The sequence below is a fragment of the Brevundimonas sp. R86498 genome, from assembly GCF_044598075.1.
In the GTDB taxonomy this organism is placed as follows: domain Bacteria; phylum Pseudomonadota; class Alphaproteobacteria; order Caulobacterales; family Caulobacteraceae; genus Brevundimonas.
The window spans coordinates 1,297,207-1,317,736 of sequence record NZ_CP139004.1 but is presented as its reverse complement, the minus strand read 5'-3'; the positions used below and the strand labels follow the sequence as shown (position 1 = coordinate 1,317,736).

28 protein-coding genes and 1 pseudogene are annotated in these 20,530 nt (G+C 69.5%); 15 read left to right on the top strand and 14 right to left on the bottom strand.

Annotation, left to right across the window (positions count from 1 at the left end):
- The first annotated feature begins 74 nt into the window (after window positions 1-74).
- Complete coding sequence (locus SJY26_RS06535) at window positions 75-380, top strand: hypothetical protein (protein WP_396595325.1); 306 nt, start codon at window positions 75-77, stop codon at window positions 378-380.
- Here the strand turns inward: SJY26_RS06535 and SJY26_RS06530 are convergent.
- Window positions 352-1,017, bottom strand: a complete 666-nt coding sequence (locus SJY26_RS06530) for a DUF4126 domain-containing protein (protein ID WP_396595324.1) — start codon at window positions 1,015-1,017, stop codon at window positions 352-354. The two genes, SJY26_RS06535 and SJY26_RS06530, sit on opposite strands and share 29 nt — an antisense overlap.
- Before the next feature lie 99 nt (window positions 1,018-1,116).
- Between SJY26_RS06530 and SJY26_RS06525 the strand changes: the two genes are divergently transcribed.
- On the top strand, window positions 1,117-2,103 hold the full coding sequence (locus tag SJY26_RS06525; RefSeq protein ID WP_396595323.1) for an SDR family oxidoreductase: 987 nt from the start codon (window positions 1,117-1,119) through the stop codon (window positions 2,101-2,103).
- A 21-nt stretch (window positions 2,104-2,124) separates the two neighbouring features.
- Here the strand turns inward: SJY26_RS06525 and SJY26_RS06520 are convergent, their stop codons facing one another.
- From SJY26_RS06520 to SJY26_RS06490, 7 genes are all read right to left on the bottom strand, one after another.
- Complete coding sequence (locus SJY26_RS06520; protein WP_396595322.1) at window positions 2,125-2,412, bottom strand: GNAT family N-acetyltransferase; 288 nt, start codon at window positions 2,410-2,412, stop codon at window positions 2,125-2,127.
- Between the two features lie 56 nt (window positions 2,413-2,468).
- Window positions 2,469-2,858: a hypothetical protein gene (locus tag SJY26_RS06515; RefSeq protein ID WP_396595321.1), complete on the bottom strand. Its 390-nt coding sequence runs from the start codon at window positions 2,856-2,858 to the stop codon at window positions 2,469-2,471.
- Between the two features lie 8 nt (window positions 2,859-2,866).
- Window positions 2,867-3,532, bottom strand: a complete 666-nt coding sequence (locus SJY26_RS06510; RefSeq protein WP_396595320.1) for a DUF4870 family protein — start codon at window positions 3,530-3,532, stop codon at window positions 2,867-2,869.
- 66 nt (window positions 3,533-3,598) lie between these two features.
- Window positions 3,599-4,120: a 6-pyruvoyl trahydropterin synthase family protein gene (locus SJY26_RS06505; protein ID WP_396595319.1), complete on the bottom strand. Its 522-nt coding sequence runs from the start codon at window positions 4,118-4,120 to the stop codon at window positions 3,599-3,601.
- A gap of 61 nt (window positions 4,121-4,181) precedes the next feature.
- On the bottom strand, window positions 4,182-4,562 hold the full coding sequence (gene folB, locus SJY26_RS06500) for a dihydroneopterin aldolase (RefSeq protein ID WP_396595318.1): 381 nt from the start codon (window positions 4,560-4,562) through the stop codon (window positions 4,182-4,184).
- A gap of 5 nt (window positions 4,563-4,567) precedes the next feature.
- Window positions 4,568-5,320: an SDR family oxidoreductase gene (locus SJY26_RS06495; RefSeq protein ID WP_396595317.1), complete on the bottom strand. Its 753-nt coding sequence runs from the start codon at window positions 5,318-5,320 to the stop codon at window positions 4,568-4,570.
- Window positions 5,313-5,444 (bottom strand): hypothetical protein, encoded by a 132-nt coding sequence (locus tag SJY26_RS06490; protein WP_396595316.1) that lies wholly within the window; start codon window positions 5,442-5,444, stop codon window positions 5,313-5,315. The genes SJY26_RS06495 and SJY26_RS06490 overlap by 8 nt, the downstream gene beginning before the upstream one ends.
- 68 nt (window positions 5,445-5,512) lie before the next feature.
- Here SJY26_RS06490 and SJY26_RS06485 point away from each other — a divergent pair, with 68 nt between their 5' ends.
- Genes SJY26_RS06485 through SJY26_RS06460 form a run of 6 tightly spaced genes read left to right on the top strand, consistent with a single transcriptional unit; the run spans window position 5,513 to window position 9,178 of the window.
- Window positions 5,513-5,920 (top strand): arsenate reductase family protein, encoded by a 408-nt coding sequence (locus SJY26_RS06485; RefSeq protein ID WP_396595315.1) that lies wholly within the window; start codon window positions 5,513-5,515, stop codon window positions 5,918-5,920.
- Between the two features lie 9 nt (window positions 5,921-5,929).
- Window positions 5,930-6,400, top strand: a complete 471-nt coding sequence (locus tag SJY26_RS06480; protein WP_396595314.1) for an NUDIX domain-containing protein — start codon at window positions 5,930-5,932, stop codon at window positions 6,398-6,400.
- Window positions 6,401-6,409: 9 nt separating this feature from the next.
- The gene (locus SJY26_RS06475; RefSeq protein WP_396595313.1) at window positions 6,410-6,859 is read left to right on the top strand and encodes a DMT family transporter; all 450 of its coding nucleotides are present in this window, start codon (window positions 6,410-6,412) and stop codon (window positions 6,857-6,859) included.
- A gap of 50 nt (window positions 6,860-6,909) precedes the next feature.
- A complete protein-coding gene (locus tag SJY26_RS06470) occupies window positions 6,910-7,371 on the top strand; it encodes a YkgB family protein (RefSeq protein ID WP_396595312.1) in 462 nt (153 codons plus the stop codon).
- 37 nt (window positions 7,372-7,408) lie between these two features.
- The gene (gene ubiA / locus SJY26_RS06465) at window positions 7,409-8,338 is read left to right on the top strand and encodes a 4-hydroxybenzoate octaprenyltransferase (RefSeq protein WP_396595311.1); all 930 of its coding nucleotides are present in this window, start codon (window positions 7,409-7,411) and stop codon (window positions 8,336-8,338) included.
- A gap of 12 nt (window positions 8,339-8,350) precedes the next feature.
- Entirely contained in the window at window positions 8,351-9,178 is an 828-nt protein-coding gene (locus tag SJY26_RS06460; protein ID WP_396595310.1) for a DUF3298 domain-containing protein, read from the top strand.
- A gap of 4 nt (window positions 9,179-9,182) precedes the next feature.
- On the opposite strand, the gene SJY26_RS06455 is transcribed toward SJY26_RS06460, so the two are convergent.
- From SJY26_RS06455 to SJY26_RS06445, 3 genes are read right to left on the bottom strand one after another with little or no spacing between them, the layout of a single operon-like run.
- Window positions 9,183-10,154: an alpha/beta fold hydrolase gene (locus SJY26_RS06455; RefSeq protein WP_396595309.1), complete on the bottom strand. Its 972-nt coding sequence runs from the start codon at window positions 10,152-10,154 to the stop codon at window positions 9,183-9,185.
- Window positions 10,155-10,185: 31 nt separating this feature from the next.
- Window positions 10,186-10,383: a helix-turn-helix transcriptional regulator gene (locus SJY26_RS06450; protein ID WP_396595308.1), complete on the bottom strand. Its 198-nt coding sequence runs from the start codon at window positions 10,381-10,383 to the stop codon at window positions 10,186-10,188.
- On the bottom strand, window positions 10,380-10,790 hold the full coding sequence (locus SJY26_RS06445) for a hypothetical protein (RefSeq protein ID WP_396595307.1): 411 nt from the start codon (window positions 10,788-10,790) through the stop codon (window positions 10,380-10,382). Before SJY26_RS06445 ends, SJY26_RS06450 begins: the two co-directional genes overlap by 4 nt.
- Before the next feature lie 167 nt (window positions 10,791-10,957).
- Here SJY26_RS06445 and SJY26_RS06440 point away from each other — a divergent pair, with 167 nt between their 5' ends.
- The 6 genes and pseudogenes from SJY26_RS06440 to SJY26_RS06415 all read left to right on the top strand — a co-directional run bounded on the left by SJY26_RS06440 (window position 10,958) and on the right by SJY26_RS06415 (window position 16,769).
- Window positions 10,958-12,277 carry an ABC1 kinase family protein gene (locus tag SJY26_RS06440; RefSeq protein WP_396595306.1) on the top strand — a complete coding sequence of 440 codons (1,320 nt, stop codon included), beginning with the start codon at window positions 10,958-10,960 and terminating at the stop codon, window positions 12,275-12,277.
- 32 nt (window positions 12,278-12,309) lie between these two features.
- Window positions 12,310-12,957, top strand: coding sequence for a class I SAM-dependent methyltransferase (locus SJY26_RS06435; protein WP_396595720.1), 648 nt, complete (start codon window positions 12,310-12,312; stop codon window positions 12,955-12,957).
- A 51-nt stretch (window positions 12,958-13,008) separates the two neighbouring features.
- On the top strand, window positions 13,009-13,386 hold the full coding sequence (locus SJY26_RS06430) for a hypothetical protein (RefSeq protein WP_396595305.1): 378 nt from the start codon (window positions 13,009-13,011) through the stop codon (window positions 13,384-13,386).
- Window positions 13,387-13,454: 68 nt separating this feature from the next.
- Window positions 13,455-14,307: pseudogene (locus tag SJY26_RS06425) on the top strand (neutral zinc metallopeptidase).
- Window positions 14,308-14,382: 75 nt separating this feature from the next.
- Entirely contained in the window at window positions 14,383-15,510 is a 1,128-nt protein-coding gene (gene proB / locus SJY26_RS06420) for a glutamate 5-kinase (RefSeq protein ID WP_396595719.1), read from the top strand.
- Window positions 15,507-16,769, top strand: a complete 1,263-nt coding sequence (locus SJY26_RS06415; RefSeq protein WP_396595304.1) for a glutamate-5-semialdehyde dehydrogenase — start codon at window positions 15,507-15,509, stop codon at window positions 16,767-16,769. Before proB ends, SJY26_RS06415 begins: the two co-directional genes overlap by 4 nt.
- Here SJY26_RS06415 and SJY26_RS06410 read toward each other — a convergent pair.
- From SJY26_RS06410 to SJY26_RS06400, 3 genes are all read right to left on the bottom strand, one after another.
- The gene (locus tag SJY26_RS06410; RefSeq protein WP_396595303.1) at window positions 16,754-17,713 is read right to left on the bottom strand and encodes a retropepsin-like aspartic protease; all 960 of its coding nucleotides are present in this window, start codon (window positions 17,711-17,713) and stop codon (window positions 16,754-16,756) included. The two genes, SJY26_RS06415 and SJY26_RS06410, sit on opposite strands and share 16 nt — an antisense overlap.
- Window positions 17,714-17,766: 53 nt before the next feature.
- Window positions 17,767-19,260, bottom strand: a complete 1,494-nt coding sequence (locus tag SJY26_RS06405) for an aldehyde dehydrogenase family protein (protein ID WP_396595302.1) — start codon at window positions 19,258-19,260, stop codon at window positions 17,767-17,769.
- 82 nt (window positions 19,261-19,342) lie between these two features.
- The gene (locus tag SJY26_RS06400) at window positions 19,343-19,732 is read right to left on the bottom strand and encodes a hypothetical protein (RefSeq protein ID WP_396595301.1); all 390 of its coding nucleotides are present in this window, start codon (window positions 19,730-19,732) and stop codon (window positions 19,343-19,345) included.
- Window positions 19,733-19,955: 223 nt separating this feature from the next.
- Here SJY26_RS06400 and SJY26_RS06395 point away from each other — a divergent pair, with 223 nt between their 5' ends.
- On the top strand, window positions 19,956-20,525 hold the full coding sequence (locus SJY26_RS06395; protein ID WP_396595300.1) for a hypothetical protein: 570 nt from the start codon (window positions 19,956-19,958) through the stop codon (window positions 20,523-20,525).
- Window positions 20,526-20,530: the final 5 nt, after the last annotated feature.

Here is a 20,530-nt window from a genome sequence, read left to right as displayed (position 1 = left end):
TTGCTGCTTGCTCATTGCCCGTCCGCAACCGTCGCTGTAGCAGACGCATTGGGACGGGCGAAGGAGTGAAGATAATGCCCAAACCCTCGAAACCCGCCCTGCGCGTCGTCTCCGCCGAGGCGGAAGTCTACGACCTGATGCGTGCCCCCGCGACAACGGCCGAACGCGTGCAACGGTTGCAGCAGGAAGCGCGTGCGCTGGCTGTGGAACAGATCGAGTCGCTGGAAGCCCTGCTGGAGCAGGCGGCAGCGACCGCCAAGGAAATTGCCGGCGGCGGTGACGTCTATCCGGTTGGGGCCCGCGAGATCGCGTCGCGCCTGGCCGAAGACCTGCCCTCGCGTGCCGGAAACCTCAAGATGATCGTGTCGCGTAACCTCTAGAAGCGCCGCGCGCATCCCGCCGCGCCCTCAGCCGGCGGGCCAGGCGGAAGACCAGCACCGCCAGCCCGATGAGCAGGATTGGCACAAGCACGGGGGCGAGCAAGGCGAGGGCCACGGTCCCAAAGGCCAGAATGTCCTCGATCAGGGACAGGACCGGATTGCCGACCCCGCCCGTCGCAGCCGTGGAGGTCAGACGCGCCCCACCCTGGGCGGCGTTGAAGGCGAATGCCGTTGGAGCCCCAACGATCACACCGGCGACGGCGGCGGTGGTGGGGTCCAGACCCGCAAACACGCTGCCGGCCGCGATAGCCCCGGCGACAGGTCGGGTGAATGCCCCGAGCACATTCAGCCCGTGATCGACGACGGGAATCTTGTCGCCCGTGAACTCGACGACGGCGGCGACGGTCAGGGCCGCGACCGCTGGTCCGTCCGCCAGCCACGCCATCCGGTCGTTCAGCTCGATCCCGAACAGGCCGAATCGGGCGGCGAGCGCCAGCATCAGCAGTGGCAGGAAGGTCCTGAGGCCGGTGGCCGAGGCCAGGCCGAGACCCAGCAGGGCCGGCAGAATCCAGATCTGGACCGGTCCCGCGACGGCCCCCAGACCCTGCTGAAGCTCCTCCAGATCGATCCCGTCCATGGCCGCCTCCGCGTGACGTCGTGCCGTCAAACCGCATAATGCGCCGGAACCCCGCCGGGGTCCGCCGGTTTTTCAGGCCTATGTCCGAGGAGACCGACCATGACCGACCGCTTCACGACCGCTGCCGAAACCGTCGCCGGGGACGAACGCGCCATCCAGGCCGGGATTGACGCGAAAGCTGGAAGCGGTGGCGGCGGGGACGAAGGGGGGGCGGTCCAGGCCGGGGCCCGGACCTATCCCGAGCCCCCCTTCCCCGAGCAGCACCAGACCAAGCCGGGAGACGAGGCGGCCCTGGACCCTGCGCCGATGTATGACGCCCCGTTCTGGAAGGGGTCGGGCAAGCTGGACGGTTTCGCCGCCCTGATCACGGGGGCCGATTCCGGCATCGGGCGCAGCGTCGCCGTGTTGTTCGCGCGCGAGGGCTGCGATGTCGCCATCTGCCACCTGGACGAGGACGGGGATGCGGCCGAGACGAAGCGGGCGGTCGAGGCCGAGGGTCGCCGCGCCATCGTGCTGAAGGGCGACGTTGCCGATCCGGCCTTTTCGAAGATGGCGGTCGAGGCGACGCTGAAGGCCTTCGGCCGCCTCGATGTGGTGGTGCCGAACGCTGCCTTCCAGGAACATGTCGAGGCGTTCGAGGATCTGACGTTTGAGCATTTCGACCGGACGCTGAAGACCAATCTGTACGGTTATTTCAACCTGTGCCAGGCGGCTGTGCCGCACATGAAGACGGGCGGGGCCATTGTCATGACGGGCTCGGTCACCGGCATCATGGGCAACAAGAACCTGCTGGACTACTCCATGACCAAGGGCGGCATCCATGCCTTCGCCCGGTCGCTGGGCACCCATCTGGCCCCGCGGGGCATCCGGGTGAATGTAGTCGCGCCCGGACCGGTCTGGACTCCCCTGAACCCCGCCGACAGGCAGGCGGAGGACGTCGCGAAATTCGGCGCGCAGACCGTGATGAAGCGCCCGGCCCAGCCCGAGGAGATCGCCCCGGCCTATGTCTTCCTGGCCTCGCCGCAGATGTCCAGCTTCATCACCGGCGAGGTCCTGCCCATTATCGGCGGCTATTCCGGCGGCTGACGCCGCGGCCCCGGCTCCCGATCAGGCGAGGACGTCGGCCTGATCGGGATGGCGCTTGAACCACGCCACCGCATAGCCGCAGCGCGGGGTCAGCCGGATGTTGCTGCCGCGGGCATGATCGGAGAGCGCCTGCATGAAGCGCCCGGCCGCGCCCGTGCCCCTCAGGGCGTCTTCGGCCTCGACATGCAGGATAGTGCGGCGATCCCCCTGAACCGCGTAGTCGGCCCAGACGCGGCCGGTCTGGCCGTCGGGTCCCTCGAAATCCTGTTCGTAGCGCTGGTCGGCAGTCAGATCGCGGAAGTTGGTCATCAGGGGGGGCTCCGGTTGTCCGGATGAAACGGCGTGGGCCGGACCCGTGTTCCCGATCAGGCCGGCCGGTCAGCCACCAGGTTCAGGATGCCCAGCACGCTCTTCACGGTGAACCAGACGCTGAGCAGGAACCAAAGGAGGCCGAACAGGAGCAGGAAGGGAATCCCGATCAGAACGATGGAGGCCACGGCGCTGATGGCGATCAGCACCCACAGGGCGATGGTCCACCAGAACACCGACCAGAACAGCGCGATCTGGGCGTCGATGTGCTGGCGCGCGAGGCCCGTGGCCGTGCCCCGCGCGGCATAGGCGAGGACCAGACCCACGAGGACCAGCACATTGGCCGAGGGAATCGACAGGATGTACAGGCCCCAGGCGACGAGGGCCGCGGGCTTGCCTTCGGACTCGTCACCGGGCGACAGTCGGGGTTGGGACAGATCGGACATGAGCGCTCCTACAGTAACCAGGTGCGGGGATTGGCGATCGGTTGCCCTTCCCTCAGTTTCAGAACGCCGCCGGCCCCCCGAAGGATCAACCACAGCGCCAGAACAAACAGGACGAAGACGCCCAGACCGACCGCGATGAGGATGCCGCCGAGCAGGGCGACCACCGCCCCGGCCCACAAGGTTCGCTGCTGGAACAGGAAATGGCTGGCCGCGAGTTCACCCTGCGGTCCCGGACGGCCCGTCACGGCCAGCAGGGCGATGAGGGCCGAGACCCCGAGGGTCGGCACGGCGAACAGGATCAGGGCATAGACGGAGAACAGGCCCAGACCGCCCTCGATCTCCGCAGGGGCGGTGCGTCGTGCAGTGCCGAATTCGACCGGAGGGGGGGCCGCGGGGCGCGGTGTCTCCCGCGCCCAGGCCGGCGGTGCCGCGTCCATCACCGGTTCGGGGGCCGCTGGCGCGACCGGCGGTGCGGGACGGTCCAAAACCGGCGGGGCCGGTTCAGGTGCGGGCTCAGGCGTGACCGCGACGGGCTCCTGCACCGGCGGTGTGTCCGCGATCGGCGCACGGGGCCGGCCCTTCAGGGACGCGGCCGAGGAGAAGCCGACGCCGGCGTCGTGATCGACCTCGGACTCGGGCGTTTCGGGCGCGTTCGGATCGCCGGGTTCGGCCATCGGTAACCTCAATCGTTCGCGGGCGACAATGGCGGGCGGCCCCGCGCGAGGCAAGCCGAACCCGCGTCAGATCAGGTCATTGATGCTGAGATCCGGGCGATCCATCCAGCTGCCGGCCCCCCAGGCCTGCTCGGCGGGGTCGAGGGTCGCGCCGATGATGACGGCATTCGTCGGGGTCTCTTCCAGCACCAGTTCGACGCAGTGGAAGGGCGAACCGTCGTCGATCAGGATGGCGTCCAGCTTTCGGCGCAGGGCGATGGCAAAGGCCTCGGTGGTCGGATCGCCCTCAAACACCATCAGCCGGCCGAGACGGTGCGGTTCGTTCTGCCGGAACCAGTCCAGCATCGGATCGGCGGCATTCAGCTGGAAGGCGTGGTCCACGGCCTTGTCGATGAACCCGTGCCAGCGCCCCTTCAGGGTTTCGAACGAGGCGACATAGTTGGAGCCGCCGAAATCCATCGCCGCCTCGGTCGCCAGGGTGACGTGGACGAACTCGTTATGGCCGTGCGGCACCGCGCAGCGGGACGCGGGGTCCGACAACAGGCGGTGGGCCATGGAAAAGCGGCGGGTGAAACGGATGCTGGGCATTGCGCGGCGACATGTCGTGCGTACGGGGCCGAAAGGCAAGGTTTGACGCCCGAACGGCCTGTCAGCGGCGGTAGGTCAGCTCGCATCCTGCGCCGGCGGCGGCCTCGAGCGCGCCCGGCTTGTCGACGCGGACCGTGACCGCCCGGATGCGCGGATCCTTCAGACAGTCGAGGGCCAGCCGTTCGGCGAAGGTCTCGACGAGGCCGACATGACCCTCGGCGACGATGCTGCGGCACGCCTCGGCGACCGTCTCGTAGTTCACCGTGTCGGCGAGCCCGTGCACCTCGGTCGGTCCCAGATCGAGGGTGACGTCGATCAGCAGCGTCTGCAGCCGGCCGTGCTCATGGTCATAGATGCCGATGCCGGCCTCGACCCGCAGACCGCGCACGAAGATCCGCAGGGATTCGCGGGTCGCGACAGCAGGAAAGGACAGGTCGTTCACGGGGCTCAGTCCAGGATGTCGGGCGTGCGCCACGCCAGATGCTGACCCCCGTCCACGGCGATCATCTGGCCGGTGACGGAACGGGCGTCAACGAGATACACCACGGCGGCGGCGATGTCGTCCGGATCGGCTCCGTGGCCGAGCGGCACGGCGGCGGCCTCGGCGGCGAAATCGGCGGCCGTCTGATGGATCGAGGCCAGGGTTGGTCCGGGACCCACTCCGTTCACGCGGACGCGCGGCGCGAGCGCCTGGGCCAGGGTGCGGGTCGCCCACCACAGGCCGTTGCGCGACAGGGCGTAGGACACGAACCGCGGGTCGGGCTTGAGCACCCGCTGGTCCAGAAGATTGACGATGGAAGAGCCGTTGGGGGCCTGGGTGGCGAAGACCTCGGCCAGCACGACCGGTGCCCGGAGATTGACCTCCATATGCCGGTCCCAGATCGCCCGGGAGAGGTCTCCGACCCGGTCGTCCTCGAACACCGAGGCATTGTTGACGAGGACCGAGAGCGGGCCCAGCGCGGCGGTGGCGTCGGGAATGAGGGCGCGCACCTGATCCTCATCGGCCAGATCGGCGGCGAGCAGGATGGCACGACGACCCAGAGCCTGCACTTCGGCGGCGAGGGCCTCTGCGTCTTCGAGGGAATCGCGATGATGGATGGCTACGTCATGGCCGCGCCGGGCCAGCGCCAGCACGATGGCCCGGCCGATCCGGCGCGCCCCGCCCGTGACGAGGGCCGCGCCCGTCGCGGGTTCAGTCAACCCGGCCGAACTCGAAGGCGTTGATGGCGGCGATGACGACGACGAAACCGATGATGATGCCGAGGGCCAGCATGGGGTGCTCCTGTTCAGGTGTGGGAATAGAGCGGGCGGGCCCGGGGTTCAAGCTTTGGCCGCCCGCCCTCGCCTTGCGGGTAGCTTGATCGCCGCGCGGGGCCGGGAGAAGGTCTGCGGATGAGCGATTTTCCCGTCACCGTCTTTCACAATCCCGACTGCGGCACGTCGCGCAATGTGCTGGCCGCCATCAAGGCCCAGGGCCATGCGCCGGAGGTGATCCTGTATCGGGAGGTCGGCTGGACCGAAGCCCGTCTGCGCGGCCTGATCGCGCGGATGGGCGGCACGGCCCGGGACCTGCTGCGCGAGAAGGGCACGCCCGCCGAGAGCCTCGGCCTGCTGGACCCGACGGTGCCGGACGACGCCCTGATCGCGGCCATGGTCGCCCATCCCGTTCTGGTCAATCGGCCCCTTGTGGAAACCCCGCTGGGCGTCGTGCTGGCGCGTCCGTCGGAGCGGGTGTTCGAGGTGCTGGACCGCAAACCGGATCAGTTCACGAAAGAGGACGGCCAGGTCGTGGTCCTGTAGCGTCCGCCCATGAACTGGCGTGTGCGCATCGAGCCCTTCACCCGACCGCTGTTCTTTGCGGTGTCGCGGCTGCAGCGGGGGATGACCCTGGGGGTCCGCGCCGTGGCGGTGGATGGGGAGGGGCGGGTCATGCTGGTCAAACACACCTATCTGGCCGGCTGGTGGCTGCCCGGCGGCGGTGTCGACCGGGGCGAGATGACCGGTGATGCGGCGGCGCGCGAACTGTTCGAGGAGACGGGGCTGAAGCCCACCGCGCCGGGGCGGCTGGTCTCGGTTCACTCCAACGAGCGGTTCTTTCCCGGCGATCATGTGCTGGTCTACCGGTTCGACGCCTTCGAGACGGGTGCCCTGACCCATCACGGGGAGATTGCAGAGACGGGCTGGTTCGACCCCGCCGCCCTGCCCCCGGACACTCATCATGCGACGCGGGCGCGGCTGGCCGAGATGTTCGCGGATGCGCCGGTCGATCCGCGCTGGTAGAGGCGGCCCATGAACTTTGCCCCCTGGATCGCCATGATTGCCGTCGTCCTCGCCGGAGGCGCAACGGCCCTGCAGGCCCCGACCAACGCCCGGCTGGCCACGGCCGTCTCCAGCCCGGTCAATGCGGCCTTTGTCTCGTTCGCGGTGGGCACGGCGGCGCTGGGGCTGCTGGCCCTGGCGCTGCAGACCCGTCCGGATGTCACCGCCATGCGGGGGCTGCCGGCCTATGCCTGGGTCGGGGGGCTGTACGGGGCCGTGTTCGTGGTGGCGGCCGCCTGGGCCGTGCCCCGGCTGGGGGTTGCGACCACCATCACCCTGATGGTGGCGGGCCAGCTGATGCTCAGCCTGGTGCTGGATCATTTCGGGGCGCTGGGCGTGCCGCGCAATCCGGTCAGCCTGACCCGGCTGGCGGGCGTCGCCCTGGTGATCGGCGGCGTCCTGCTGGTGCGGCGCGGGTAACCTTTACCGGCCGGGCGACGAAGCGGGCTGCAACCTGTCCGGAGCGCGTCATGGTCGCCGTTGATCCCCTTCCCCGTTCCCGCCTTGATGGCCGCGCCGTCCTGCGGGCCGGCATCGTGCTGATCCTGCTGTGGTTCGGGCTGATGAAGTTCCTGCCGTACGAGGCGGAGGGCGTACGCGGGATCGCCCAGGACTACTGGCTGTTCGGCTGGATGTATCCGCTGATCGGGGTCAAGGGGGCCTCGGCCGTGATCGGGGTGCTGGAGATCACCGCAGGCGCTCTGATCGCCCTCGGCGGACGGTTTCCGTTCGCCGGACTGGTGGGCGCCCTGATGGGGGTGGCGACGTTCGTGGTCACGCTGAGCTTCTTCTTCACCGCCCCCGGGATCGTGGCCGAGGGCTATGTTTTCCCGGCGCTGGGGTCGACCGGTCAGTTCCTGGCCAAGGATATCGGCCTGCTGGCGATCTGCCTGTATCTGCTGTTCGACGCCCAGGAACGGCTGGAGCTGTGACCTGACGGCGGGTGGCCGGGATGCTATCGCATCTCCCATGTCCGCTCCCCTCCCCGACGCCGGCCGCAACTGGGTCGATGACCGCGCTCCCGAAGGCCTGAAGCCGTGGCTGAAGCTGGGGCGGTTCGACCGGCCGATCGGCATCTGGCTGCTGCTGCTGCCCGGCTGGCAGGGGATCGCCCTGGCGCTGGCGGCGGCGCAGCGGATGCCGGATCTTTATGATCTGTGGCTGTTTACCGGCTTTGGCCTCGGAGCCTGTCTCATGCGGGCCGCGGGTTGCGCCTTCAACGACATCGTTGACCGCGACATCGATGCGAAGGTGGCCCGGACGGCGGGGCGGCCTATCCCGTCGGGGCGCATTTCCGTCAAACAGGCCTGGGGGTTCGTGGTCGGGTGCAGCCTCGTCGCCCTGCTGATCCTGCTGACCTTGAACCTGACGGCGATCCTGCTGGGCGTGGGATCGCTGGCGCTGGTGGCGGCCTATCCCTTCATGAAGCGGATCACCTGGTGGCCGCAGGCGTGGCTGGGGCTGACCTTCAACTGGGGCGCGCTGATGGGATTTGCGGCGGCCGACGGAGCGCTGGCGGTGCCGGCGGTGCTGCTCTGGATTGGTGGCGTGTTCTGGACGATCGGCTACGACACCATCTACGCCCTGCAGGACATCGAGGACGACGCCATGGTGGGGGTCAAGTCGACCGCCCGCCGGCTGGGCAAGGATGTGAAGGGCGGCGTCGCCATCTTCCATGCCGGGGCGGTCCTGTTCGCCGGACTGGCGGGCGTGGACGCAGGCCTCTGGCTGCCGTTCTTCCTCGCGCTCGGGGTCTACGCCGGTCATCTGGCTTGGCAGGTCCGCGCGTTGAAACCCGCGGACGGGGTGCTGGCGCTGCGGCTGTTCAGATCCAATCGCGAAGCGGGACTGATCCTGCTGGCGGCCATCGCCCTCGGCGCTGTATCCGTGACCCTGTAACCGGAGAGATCCATGACCCTCGCCCCCCGCAACATCCTGATCAGTCTCGCCGTTCTCGTCACCCTGAGCGCCTGCAACCGCGAGCGTGAGGCCGAAGCTCCGGCCCCTGCGGCCGGCGCCCCGGCGGTGGTGACCCCGGCCGATGCCGCGGCCCCGATGGCCTATGAGTCGAAGACGCCGTTCGCGGAGGTCAGCCTGAAACTGCCGGTCGCCATCAAGACCCAGCCCGACCTCCACGCGCGGCTGTATGCGGCCGGGGTGCAGGATCTGCGGCAGTTTACCGAGGGGGCCCAGGCCGACAGGACCGAGGCGGGCGGCGATCAGGGCATGGCCCCCTACGCCAAGTCCATCGACATCACGCCCGGGGCCGAGACCGGCAAGCTGTTCAGCCTGATGCGCACCGACTACGAGAACACCGGCGGGGCCCATCCGAACGCCGCCTTTGCCGCCATCCTGTGGGACAAGGCGCTGAAGCGGGAGATCACGGCCATCGATCTGTTCGGTCGGGCGGGGAACCTGTCGCCCCTGGATTCCGCCCTGTGCGCCGCCATCAATGCAGAGAAGAAGAAGCGCGTCCCCGACGCGCAGACCGTGACCCTGACCGGCGGGGACTGGACTTGCCCCCGGGTCGCCACGACGCCCTTCGTGCTGGCGGCCGGTACGCAGCCGGGCAAGGCGGGCGGGCTGGTGTTCCTGATCGGTCCGTATGTGGTGGGGCCCTATGCCGAGGGCAGCTATGAGGTAACCGTGCCCCAAGCCGTCTTCCGCACCCTGCTGGCCCCGGCCTATGCCGACGAGTTCGGGGGCGCGCCGAAGCCCGCCCCCGCACCCGCCCCCTGACGCCCTATTTCAGAAACGCGTCCATCAATACCGCGAACCGGGCGGGCTGGTCGCTCATGATGAAATGCCGGCTGCCGTCGACCCGGATCAGGGTCGCGCCCGGCAGGGCGGCGTATTCGTGGCCCCAGGCCTGGTCCGCCTGGGCGGCCGGAGCCCCTCCGTCTGCGTCCGCCGCATAGAGAACGGTGACGGGAATGGTCATCGTCGCCAGTCCGGGCCGGGCATCGGTCGTCAGGACGTCGCGCATGGCCGTTGCCATGGCCTGACGGTCCGAGGTCAGGGTCCATTCCACCATCCGCTCGCGGGTCAGGGGGTCACGGGAATAGCCGGTCGCGCTGCGCACCTGGGCGTCCCGGAACGCCGCGTCGGACATGGTCCGCAGGGCCTGGGCCGTCTGCTCCGCCACCGGGGCCATCTGTTCCGGCGTGACCTGCGGTCCGCGCAAGGCCCCGAAGAAGGGCAGGCTGTCGACGCTCATCAGCCGGCCGATGGACCCGGGGTGCGCCTGTGCCAGGCGGACACCGATCAGGGACCCCATGGAGTGGCCGGCCAGCGCCGGGGAGGTCAGGCCCTGCTCGCGGATGTAGCGGGCCAGTTCCTCGACGACCGGACCGATGAAGGGACCGTCGCCGTGACTCCAGGGTTCGCCCGCGAACCCGGCGAGCTGGACCAGATGCACCCGGTGCGTGGCCTTCAGCCGGTCGGCCTCGACGCGCCAGACCTCGCGCGAACAGCCGAAGCCGGGGATCAGGATGACGTCGGGCCCGGTCCCGACGACCTCGACCGACAGCCGGTCGGAGGTGAAGGCGGGCGCGGACTGGACGACCGGCGGGGCGGCCCAGGCGTCGAAGGCGACGACCAGCGAGGGCGTGCAGGCCGCGAGGCCGATCAGGGCGGCCTGCCAAGGCTTGAGGCGGCGGGCGGAGGGGCGTTGGGCGCGCGAGGTCGCACGCGCCGGGGTGACGGCGTTGGACATGGGTTTCTCCTGTAAGGTTAAACTGACTTCGTCAGGCGTGGGGATTGTCGAAGATCGCCTCGACCGGGCGGTCGAACAGCACGGCGATCCGGTAGGCGAGGTCCAGTGAGGGGTCGTGCTTCTCGGTCTCGAGGGCGTTCACGGCCTGGCGCGAGACCCCCAGCGCCTGGCCCAGCTGTTCCTGGGTCCAGCCCCTCGAAGCGCGGAGATCGCGGAGTGTGTTCTTCATACGTCCGACGTCCGCACGAAGGGCGAGACCAGACCGAAACAGGCCCAGAACACTGGATAGGCGATCCACGCCGGGATGTGCGGTGCCCCCGCATAGCTTTCCCCGAAGCCCCAGACAGTGCAGACCGCGAGCGTCAGGCCGGTCGCGATGACGAAGACCTTGGTCAACATCCCGCGCACGAACTCGTCGGAGTTCTTGAGCAATGACAGGGTGGCCCAGATCTGGCCGATCACGGGGGCCGCGACCGAGAGGGCGAGACCCCAGGCGATGGGACGGCCGATGATTTCATCGAACGCGCCGAAGATCGCCATGACGTTGACCGCGACATAGCCGCTCATGAACGCCATGGTCCGGATCACGTATTTCCGGCCCTCCGGCGTCCCTTTTGTGAAGCTGTTGTTGAGCATGTTCTGTTCTCCGTTTGTAAGGCTTACGTTACATCGCCCAAAAGTAATGTCAACCTGACTTTTGTCAGGTGTGGATGACATTTTGCGATCCAGACCGTTGACCGTGGGGCGGACGGCTACTCCATGCCGCATTGCGGGAACGGGCCCCACGCGCGCAGACGACGCCCATGCGTCAGCCCTCTGTCCAATCCCGCGGTGTTTCCGTCCCGACCGGACGCCTGTCCCGGCTGGCCCGCTTCGGCGGTCTGGCCTCCGGCGTGGCCGGCAATATGCTGGCCGAGGGGGCCCGGCAGCTGGCGCGCGGGGGCAGGCCGACAGTAGGCGACCTGCTGATGACCCCGGCCAATGCCCTGCGGGTCACCGAGGAGCTGGCCCAGCTGCGCGGGGCGGCCATGAAGGTCGGACAGCTGATGTCGATGGACGCGGGCGACCTGTTGCCGCCCGAGTTGTCAGAGATCCTGTCACGGCTCAGGGCCGATGCCCGGCCCATGCCGCCGGTCCAGCTGCAGGCGGCCCTGAACCGCCGCTGGGGGCGCGGCTGGGAAGCGCGGTTCGGGACCTTCGGTCTGGATCCCGTCGCAGCAGCCTCCATCGGACAGGTCCACCGGGCCACGACCATCGAGGGCGAGGACCTGGCCATCAAGGTCCAGTATCCCGGGGTCCGGCACAGCATCGATAGCGACGTCGACAACGTCGCCACCCTGATGCGGGTCTCGGGCATCCTGCCGCGCGAGATCAACCTCGGGCCCCTGCTGGTCGAGGCCAAGCGCCAGCTTCACGAGGAGGCCGACTATGAGCGGGAGGGCGCGCATCTGGCGCGGTTCGGTGAGCTGCTGGCAGGCGATCCGGACTATGTCGTGCCGACCCTCTATCCCGGGCTGACGCGCCCCGACGTTCTGGCCATGGGTTATGTCGAGGGCGTGCCCGTCGAGTCGCTGACCGACCGGCCGCAGGCGGAGCGCGACCGGGTCGCGACCCTGCTGATCCAGCTTTTGCTGCGCGAGCTGTTCGAGTTCGGCCTGATGCAGACCGATCCCAACTTCGCCAACTACCGGCTGGATGCGCAGGGGCGGCTGGTGCTGCTCGACTTCGGGGCGACCCGCCCCATTCCGAAAACGCTGGCCGAAGGCTATCGCGTGCTGATGCGCGCCGCCCTCGCCGACGACCGGGATGCAGCGATCGAGGCCGCGCAGGCAATCGGCTTCTTCGACGACCGCGCCATGGCCAAGGATGCTGAAGGCCTCGCGGCGATGTTCGACCTCGCCCTTGCTCCCTTCCGGGGCGAGGGCGCGTTTGATTTCGGCGACACCTCGGTGACCGCGAAGCTACGCGACCGCGGGATGAGTTTCGCCGAGGACCGGTCGGTCTGGCACGTGCCGCCGATCGATACCCTGTTCGTGCAGCGCAAGCTGGGCGGGGTCTATCTGCTGGCCAGCCGGCTGAAGGCGCGGGTCGAGGTCCGGGCCATGCTGTGCCAGTGGCTCTAGCGTCCGCCGCCGCCAGCGCCCACACCGGTCCGATGATCACGGACCCTGCCGCCTTTATCCTGGCCAACACCCGGCTGCAGGCCGTGCCCCACACACCGGAAATCTCGCTCTGGCTGGCGGACGAGATCACGCCGATCTGGCGGATGACCGAGGAGGAACTGGGCGAACTGGGCCTGCCGCCGCCGTTCTGGGCCTTCGCGTGGTCGGGCGGGCAGGGTCTGGCGCGCTGGCTGCTGGACACCCCGGCCGAGGTGGCGGGCAAGAGCGTGCTGGATTTCGCCACTGGGTCCGGGCTGGTCGGGATCGCAGCGATGAAGGCCAGGGCCACGCAGGTGCTGGCCGCCGACATCGATCCCTTCTGTGCGGCCGCCGTGACCCTGAACGCCACGGCCAACGGCGTGGCGCTGGCGTTCACCGATGTCGATCTGTTGGACGAGCCACCGCCGGAGGTCGACGTCATCTGCGCCGGCGATGTCTGTTACGAGAAGCCTATGACCGACCGGGTGATGGACTGGCTGGGGACGGCACGGCGGCAGGGGTCGCGGGTGCTGATCGGGGATCCGCACAGGACCTATTTCCGCAGCGAGGGGCTGGTCCTTCTGGCGGAATACCAGGTGCCGACGACGCGCGAGCTGGAGGATTTCGCCATCAAACGCTCCAGCGTCTGGGCGATGGCCTGACCAGCTGCGGCACCGCTTGGCGCGAAGGGTCGGGGGCCCCATGTGAAGGTCATGACCCGCACATCGCTCCTTCTGGCCGCCCTTGCCACCGTGACGGTCGCCGGGCCCGCAGCGGCCCAGATCGCCGCCTATCCGGGCCAGCCCTACATTGGCGACCCGATGGCGGATCGCCTGCGCTACCGGCTGGAAGTCCAGCGGCTGTCGGCGGCCGAACAGGCGGCGCTCGCCCGCCAGTTCGCGACCGAGGCGCGGCTACGGGCGCTCGAGATCGAGGCGGCACGACAGCCCGAACCGTATATCCGGCTGGAGCGGCCGCTGCGGTCACCGGCAGAAGAACGCGAGGCGCGCGAACGCGCCACCGCGAGCCGTGAAGCGGTGGCGGCTGGCGTCGGCCAGATCGACGACTGGTTGGCCCGCACGCCCCGCTGAGCGCCATGCATCCCTTCCCCTGTCACAGCGTTCCGGCATAGCTTGAATATCGGACGGGGGATTGCAGCATGCGTTGGCAGGGCGGACAGCGGGGCGGCGGGATCGAGGATCGCCGCGGCATGGGCGGCGGCGCGGTCGCCGGCGGCGGGATCGGCGTCGCAGTTCTGGCCCTGATCGGCTATTTCGTTTTCGGCATCGATCCATCGACCACGACCCAGGTCGCCAGCCAGTTCGGGGCGGCCGGATCCGCCCAGGAGGGCCGACAGGGCACCCCGGAGGATCAGGCCGGGCTGTTCGTCGATGTCGTCGGGCGCAACATCAACGATGTGTGGGCGACGAAGCTGGACGGCTATCGTCCCCCCGCCAATATCGTCCTCTACGAACAGGGCACCCAGACCGGTTGCGGTTTTGGTCAGTCTGCCATGGGCCCCTTCTACTGTCCCGCCGACCAGCAGGTGTTTCTGGATCTCGCCTTCTGGCAGGAGATGGAGACCCAGCTGGGCGCTTCCGGGGCCGACTTTGCCCGCGCCTATGTGCTGGCGCATGAGATCGGCCACCATGTGCAGACCCTGACGGGGGCCTCGGACGAGGTCCGGCGGGCCCAGCAGGCGGCGGGGTCGGAAGCCGAGGCCAACCGCTACTCCGTGGCGCTGGAGCTGCAGGCCGACTGCTATGCCGGAGTTCTGGGCGGCCAATGCCGCTGCGGTCTCGGGCGGTGAGGTCGCGCTGGAAGCCGGGGATCTGGAAGAGGGACTGCGCACCGCTTCGGCGATCGGGGACGACGCCCTGCAGCGCCGCTCCAGCGGTCAGGTGAGCCCGGAAAGCTTCACCCACGGCACCTCGGAACAGCGGATGCAGTGGCTGCAGCGCGGCTACCAGTCCGGCGACCCTGCAAGCTGCGATACCTTCGCCAGCCTGTAGGGACCGCTTGTTGCGAGCGAGGCGGCGCGGCATGGTCGCGGCGTGACGTCCTCCTCCGCGCCTGCCCCCGCCCCCCTGACGCCCGCTGCCCGCCTGAAGGCGGCGCGGCGCATCGTCGTCAAGGTGGGGTCCTCGCTGGTGGTCGATCCGGCCCGCAAGGCTCCGGCCGTGGCGTGGCTGACCGGACTGGCGCAGGATCTGGCCGCGTTGCGACGGGACGGCCGGCAGGTGGTTCTGGTCTCGTCCGGGGCCGTGGCCCTGGGCCGGGGGCGACTGGGCCTGGAGAAGAATGCGCGGCTGGACGAGAAACAGGCGGCGGCCGCCGTGGGCCAGTCGCTGCTGATGCAGGCCTGGGAGGCGGCGCTGGCGGGGGCGGACCTGTTCCCGGCGCAGGTTCTGCTGACCCGGGACGACACCGAGCGCCGCCGCCGCTGGCTGAACGCCCGCGCCACCATGGAGGCCCTGCTGAAACTGGGGGCCGTGCCGGTCGTCAACGAGAACGATACGGTGGCGACCGAGGAGATCCGCTACGGCGACAACGACCGGCTGGCGGCGCGGACGGCCCAGCTGGTGCGGGCCGACCTGCTAATTTTGCTGTCCGACGTCGATGGCCTGTACACGGCCGATCCGCGGCGGGACCCGGAGGCCCGGCACCTGCCGCTGATCGAGACGCTGGGCCCCGAGGTGCTGGCCATGGCCGGGGGATCGAATGCCGAGGCCGGTGTCGGCACGGGCGGGATGGCGACCAAGCTGGAGGCGGCGCGGATCGCGCGCTCGGCCGGCTGCGCCACATTGATCGTCTCGGGGCTGGTCAAGCGGCCGCTGGCGGCGGTCGCGGCCGGGGCGCGGGCCAGTCTGATCACCGCCCCCGGGACCCCCATGCAGGCCTACAAGTCGTGGATCGCAGGCAGCCTCGAGCCGGCCGGGTCCCTGACCGTGGATGACGGGGCCGCCGGGGCGCTGGGCGATGGCCGCAGTCTGCTGGCCTCGGGTGTCCGGGCCGTGGAGGGACGGTTCGACCGCGGCGATTGCGTGCGGGTTCTTGCTACAGACGGGCGGACGCTCGGGGTGGGGCTGGCGGCCTATGCCGGGGATGAGATGGAACGTATCCGGGGCCGGCACTCCGGTGAAATCGAGGCGCTGGTGGGCTACAAGGGCCCCGGGGTCGCCATTCACCGCGACGATCTGGTGCTGAGCCCATGAGCGATCTGAACACCCGCATGCAGGCGATGGGCGACCGGGCGCGGGCGGCGTCGGAGGCGGTACGGGTCGCACCGGCGGAGGTTCGCTCTGCGGCGCTGACCGCCATGGCCGGTGCGTTGCGCAACCGGGCGGCCGCGATTCTGGAGGCCAATACCCGCGACCTCGACCGGGGCCGGGCCAACGGCATGGCCGAGGCCCAGCTGGACCGGCTGGCGCTGACGCCCGCGCGCATCGAGGCCATGGCCGCGGCGGTGGACGAGGTCGCGGCTTTTGCCGATCCGTTGGGCGTCGAGACGGCGCGATGGACCCGCCCCAACGGGCTGGACTTCGCCCGGGTGCGGACGCCGCTGGGCGTGCTGGCCATCATCTATGAGAGCCGGCCCAATGTGACCGCCGACGCGGCCGCCCTTTGCCTGCGGTCGGGCAATGTCGCGATCCTGCGCTGCGGCTCGGACTGTCTGGACAGTGCCCTGGCAATCCATGCGGCGGTGGTCGAGGGGCTGGCGGCGGCAGGATTGCCGGCGGACGCCGTCCAGCTGCTGGACACGCCGGACCGGGCGGCGGTCGGAGCCCTGCTGACCGGGCTGAACGGCACGATCGACCTGCTGATCCCGCGCGGCGGCAAGAGCCTCGTGGCGCGGGTCCAGGCCGAGGCGCGGGTGCCAGTGCTGGGGCATCTGGAGGGGATCAACCACACCTATCTGGACGCCTCGGCCGATCCGGACATGGCCGCTGCGGTCGTCGTGAACGCCAAGATGCGGCGGGTGTCGGTGTGCGGATCGACCGAGACCCTGCTGGTCGACCGGGCGGGGGCGGCACGCCTGCTGCCCCCCGTGGCCGAGGCCCTGATGGCCGCCGGGTGCGAGCTGCGCGGCGACGAGGAGGCCCGGGCGCTGGTGCCGGCCATGCGCGCGGCCACGCCCGAGGATTGGGGCCATGAGTTTCTGGCTCCCGTGCTGGCGGTCCGCGTGGTCGACGGGCTGGACGCGGCGCTGGAGCATATCCGCCGGCACGGATCCGGCCACACCGATGCGATCGTGGCGGAGGACGCGGACGCGGCGGCGCGCTTCCTTGAGGTCGTCGACAGTGCCATCGTGCTGTGGAACGCCTCGACCCAGTTCGCCGACGGAGGGGAGTTCGGCTTTGGCGGCGAGATCGGCATCTCCACCTCGCGCCTGCATGCCCGGGGGCCCGTGGGGGCCGAACAGCTGACCAGCTACAAATATCTGGTGCGGGGCACCGGTCAGACCCGGCCCTGAGGCCCGATGGTCAGATCCAGCGGGCGCGAGGCATGCAGGGCCCCGCCGCCGAGGTCCAGCACCATCCGGCGGCCCGCGAACGCTTCCATGCCCAGCAGGGCTGTGGGGAACCCCGGCAGGGCGACGTTCGCATAGATGGGGGTCTCGACATCGCGGTAGAGCTGATCACCCACGGTGATTGTCCGTGAACGGACGATGATGGAAGCGATGGCGCCACCCAGCACGATACTGGCCCCCTCGCGGGAGGGCCGGCCGTCCAGAAGACCGGCGCTTTCGGCCGCCTCACGGGCAAGCGCCAGAAGGGCGGAGGCCCCGGTGTCGACCACGGCATCCAGGGTGGAGCCCTCGACGGTGACCTCGGTCGACAGCGCCCCGCCCGATTTTCGCACGGGGATAGGCGCGACATCGTCCGGCAGGACGTGCCCATCGCGGGCGATGAAACGCAGCCGGCGCGCCTCGGTATCCAGCTCAAGGACCACCTCCCCCAGAAGGTCCTGTCCGAGAATCAGGGGTGCCGAAAGGCCGTCGCGCATGGCCAGCGGCCCCAGTTCGAGAATGGCGGTGCGGAGCGCCTCGACCCGCAGGCCCCCGACGCGGACATCCAGGGTCGTGCCGCGGCCCATCTGGGGCGTTCCTCCAACGCCGTAGGCCAGGAGTGGCAGATCGAAAGCCCGCGGCAGGCCCAGCGTTTCAAACAGGCCGCGGTCGATGACGGAATACTGGGCCCCGGAATCGACCAGGGCCCGGACCGGCTGGCCCGCGACCTCGACGTTGACCGTTGGCACGGAGGCCCGGGGCTCGGCATAGGGCAACCAGCCGCTGGAGCCTTCGGCGGCAAAGGTCACGCCCGGATCGCGCCACAGGACATTGTCGCGGAGCCACCAGGCCCCGGCGACTCCGCCCGCAAGCAGGGCGGCACGGGTCAGGAAGCGGCGGCGGTTCATGCTTTGAAAATGGGGGAGGCATGCGGCGCTGTCGAGGCGCGATCACGTCGCGCTCAGACCTCGAAGCGCACACCCTGGGCCAGGGGCAGGTCGGCGGAGAAGTTCACCGTCTGGGTCTGGCGACGCATATAGGCCTTCCAGGCGTCCGAGCCGGACTCGCGTCCGCCGCCTGTTTCCTTCTCCCCGCCGAAGGCTCCGCCGATCTCGGCTCCCGAGGGCCCGATGTTGACGTTGGCGATGCCGCAGTCCGAGCCCCAGGCCGACAGGAAGGCCTCGGCCTCGCGCACGCTGTCGGTGAAGACGCAGGACGACAGGCCCTGGGGCACGGCGTTCTGCATCGCCACCGCCTCGTCGAAATCCCGCCAGGTCAGGACGTAAAGGATGGGCGCAAAGGTCTCGGACATCACCACCGCGCTCTGGGCCGGCATGCGGACGATGGCCGGCCGGACATAGAGGCCGTTGCGGTCGCCTCCGACCACGACCTTACCGCCTTGCTCCACCGCCTGAGCGACTGCACGGTCGAAGCCCTGCCCGGCTGCCTCATCGATCAGGGGGCCGACCAGAATTCCGTCTTCGCGGGGATCACCGACCGGCAGGGTCTCATAGGCCTTTGACAGACGGGCAATCAGGGTTTCGGCCACATCCGCATGCACCAGCAGGCGGCGCAGGGTGGTGCAGCGCTGGCCGCAGGTGCCGACCGCCGAGAAGGCGATGGCGCGGACGGCCATGTCCATGTCGGCCGAGGGCGTGACAATCATGGCGTTGTTGCCACCCAGCTCCAGCAGGGACCGGCCCAGACGCCCCGCGACCGTGGTGGCCACCGCCCGGCCCATCCGCGTCGAGCCCGTGGCGGATACCAGGGCCACACGCGGATCGGCAGCGAGGGCCTCGCCCACGTCCCGTCCGCCGACCAGAAGCTGAACCAGACCGTCGGGCGCATCGCCGAAACGGGCCAGCGCCCGCTGCATCACCGCATGGGTAGCCAGGGCGGTCAGTGGCGTCTTCTCCGACGGCTTCCAGATCACCGGATCGCCGCAGACGAGGGCGAGAGCCGCATTCCAGGCCCAGACCGCGACCGGGAAGTTGAAGGCCGAAATGACCGCAACCGGCCCCAGCGGCTGCCAGGTCTCGCGCATGTGATGGCCGGGCCGTTCGCTGGGCAGGGTCAGGCCATACAGCTGGCGCGACAGGCCGACGGCGAAGTCGCAGATGTCGATCATCTCCTGCACCTCGCCGAGACCTTCGGAGGTGATCTTGCCGGCCTCGAGGGTCACGAGCGCCGCGAGATCCGCCTTGGCCGCGCGCAGCTCCTCGCCCAGCAGGCGGACCAGCTCGCCCCGACGGGGTGCGGGTATGCGGCACCATGCGTCGAAGGCCACCGTCGCAGCGGCCACGGCAGACCCGATGGCGGTCCCTTCAGCGATCCGGACGGCGTCACCGGTGGAGCCGTCGATCGGCGACCGGACCGCAAGGCCGGCCGGATCAAAGGCATGGGCCGGCACCCCGAGACGGGTCAGGATGGATCGGGCGTCGCGGGAAGCTGTCATGGCGGCGACTTAGCGGGCACGGGTGCAAAGAGAAAGGGCCGCCTTCCCGTCCGGAAAGGCGGCACCTCGCCGGGCTGATCACCTACCAGCGGCGGCCGTCGCGGTCCCGGCGCTCGTCGTGCAGGTCACGCTCGATACGATGCAGACGGCGCTGCAGGTCCTCGCGTTCCCAACGGCTCAGACCGTCGCGGCGGTAGCGCCATTCGATGCGCTGATACTCTTCCAGCTGGTAGCGCAGGCCGGCGGCTTCACGGCGGCTGATGCGACCGTAGTATGCTGCGCGGTCGATGCGCTGGGCCAGGCGAGCCTGTTCGCCGTTCAGGCCAGAACCGTTCCAGCCCCCGTTGTAGCTACCGTTGTAACCACGGTCGTGGCCGCGGCCATGGTCCTGGGCCAGCGTCGGGGTCGCGATCGCGACCGCCGACGCCGCCAGCAATGAAAGCAGGGCTTTCTTCGTCAGGGCGGTCGTCATGATCTTCTTCCTTCAACGCGGCCCGGGATCGGGCGGCGAGGACCAGAACACCACGGTGAAGCTGACACGGCCCTGAGTCCGGCGTTGTCCGGCATTCAGCAAGATGAACGGCCACGCTTGGGGACGCCCGCACACCGGAGCGTATTCACACTCGCTTCACCGTGTCCCGAAACCGTGCGTCAAGCACGGCGGGTGCAATTCGGGGGGTCAGCAGGGGGAAGACATGGCGCGCGCGCAGTTTCAGAAGGGCCAGAAGGTCTGGGTCGAGTGCGTCGGTGCCTGGGCCCAGATCGAGAAGGTCCAGCCTGTCTGGGCCAAGGGTTTCGATGAACCCGTCCGTGTTACCTATGATGTCGGACTGGGGCGCGAGTTCCAGGCCGCCGAACTGCTGCTACCCGCGCAGGACGATGCGGACGGCGATCTGGGCGGCTGGCGGCTGTTGCGGGCGCGCAACAAGTGGCAGTCCGCAGACGATGTCCCACACCATCCAGTGCCCGGGACCTATCCCGTCGTCGTTACCGACAAGGCCGACTGGGGCGGCTGGCGCGTCCCGGGTGCGGAGTATGATCGGGACCCGGACCGCATCGAATTCCAGGCCCGGTTGCTCGTCGCAGCCCCCCGCCTGCTGGCCCTGGCGGAGCGTCTCGTGGACGCCGTCGCCGAGAACCCGGACGACGCCCCGCCCGAGACCCTGGCCCTGGGGCGTGAGGCCCGTGACATCCTGAAATCCGTCAAGGAGGTTCTGGCCCCTGCTCCGGACGCCTCTCCACCCGCAGGAAAGGTCCAGAGCTGAAGCTG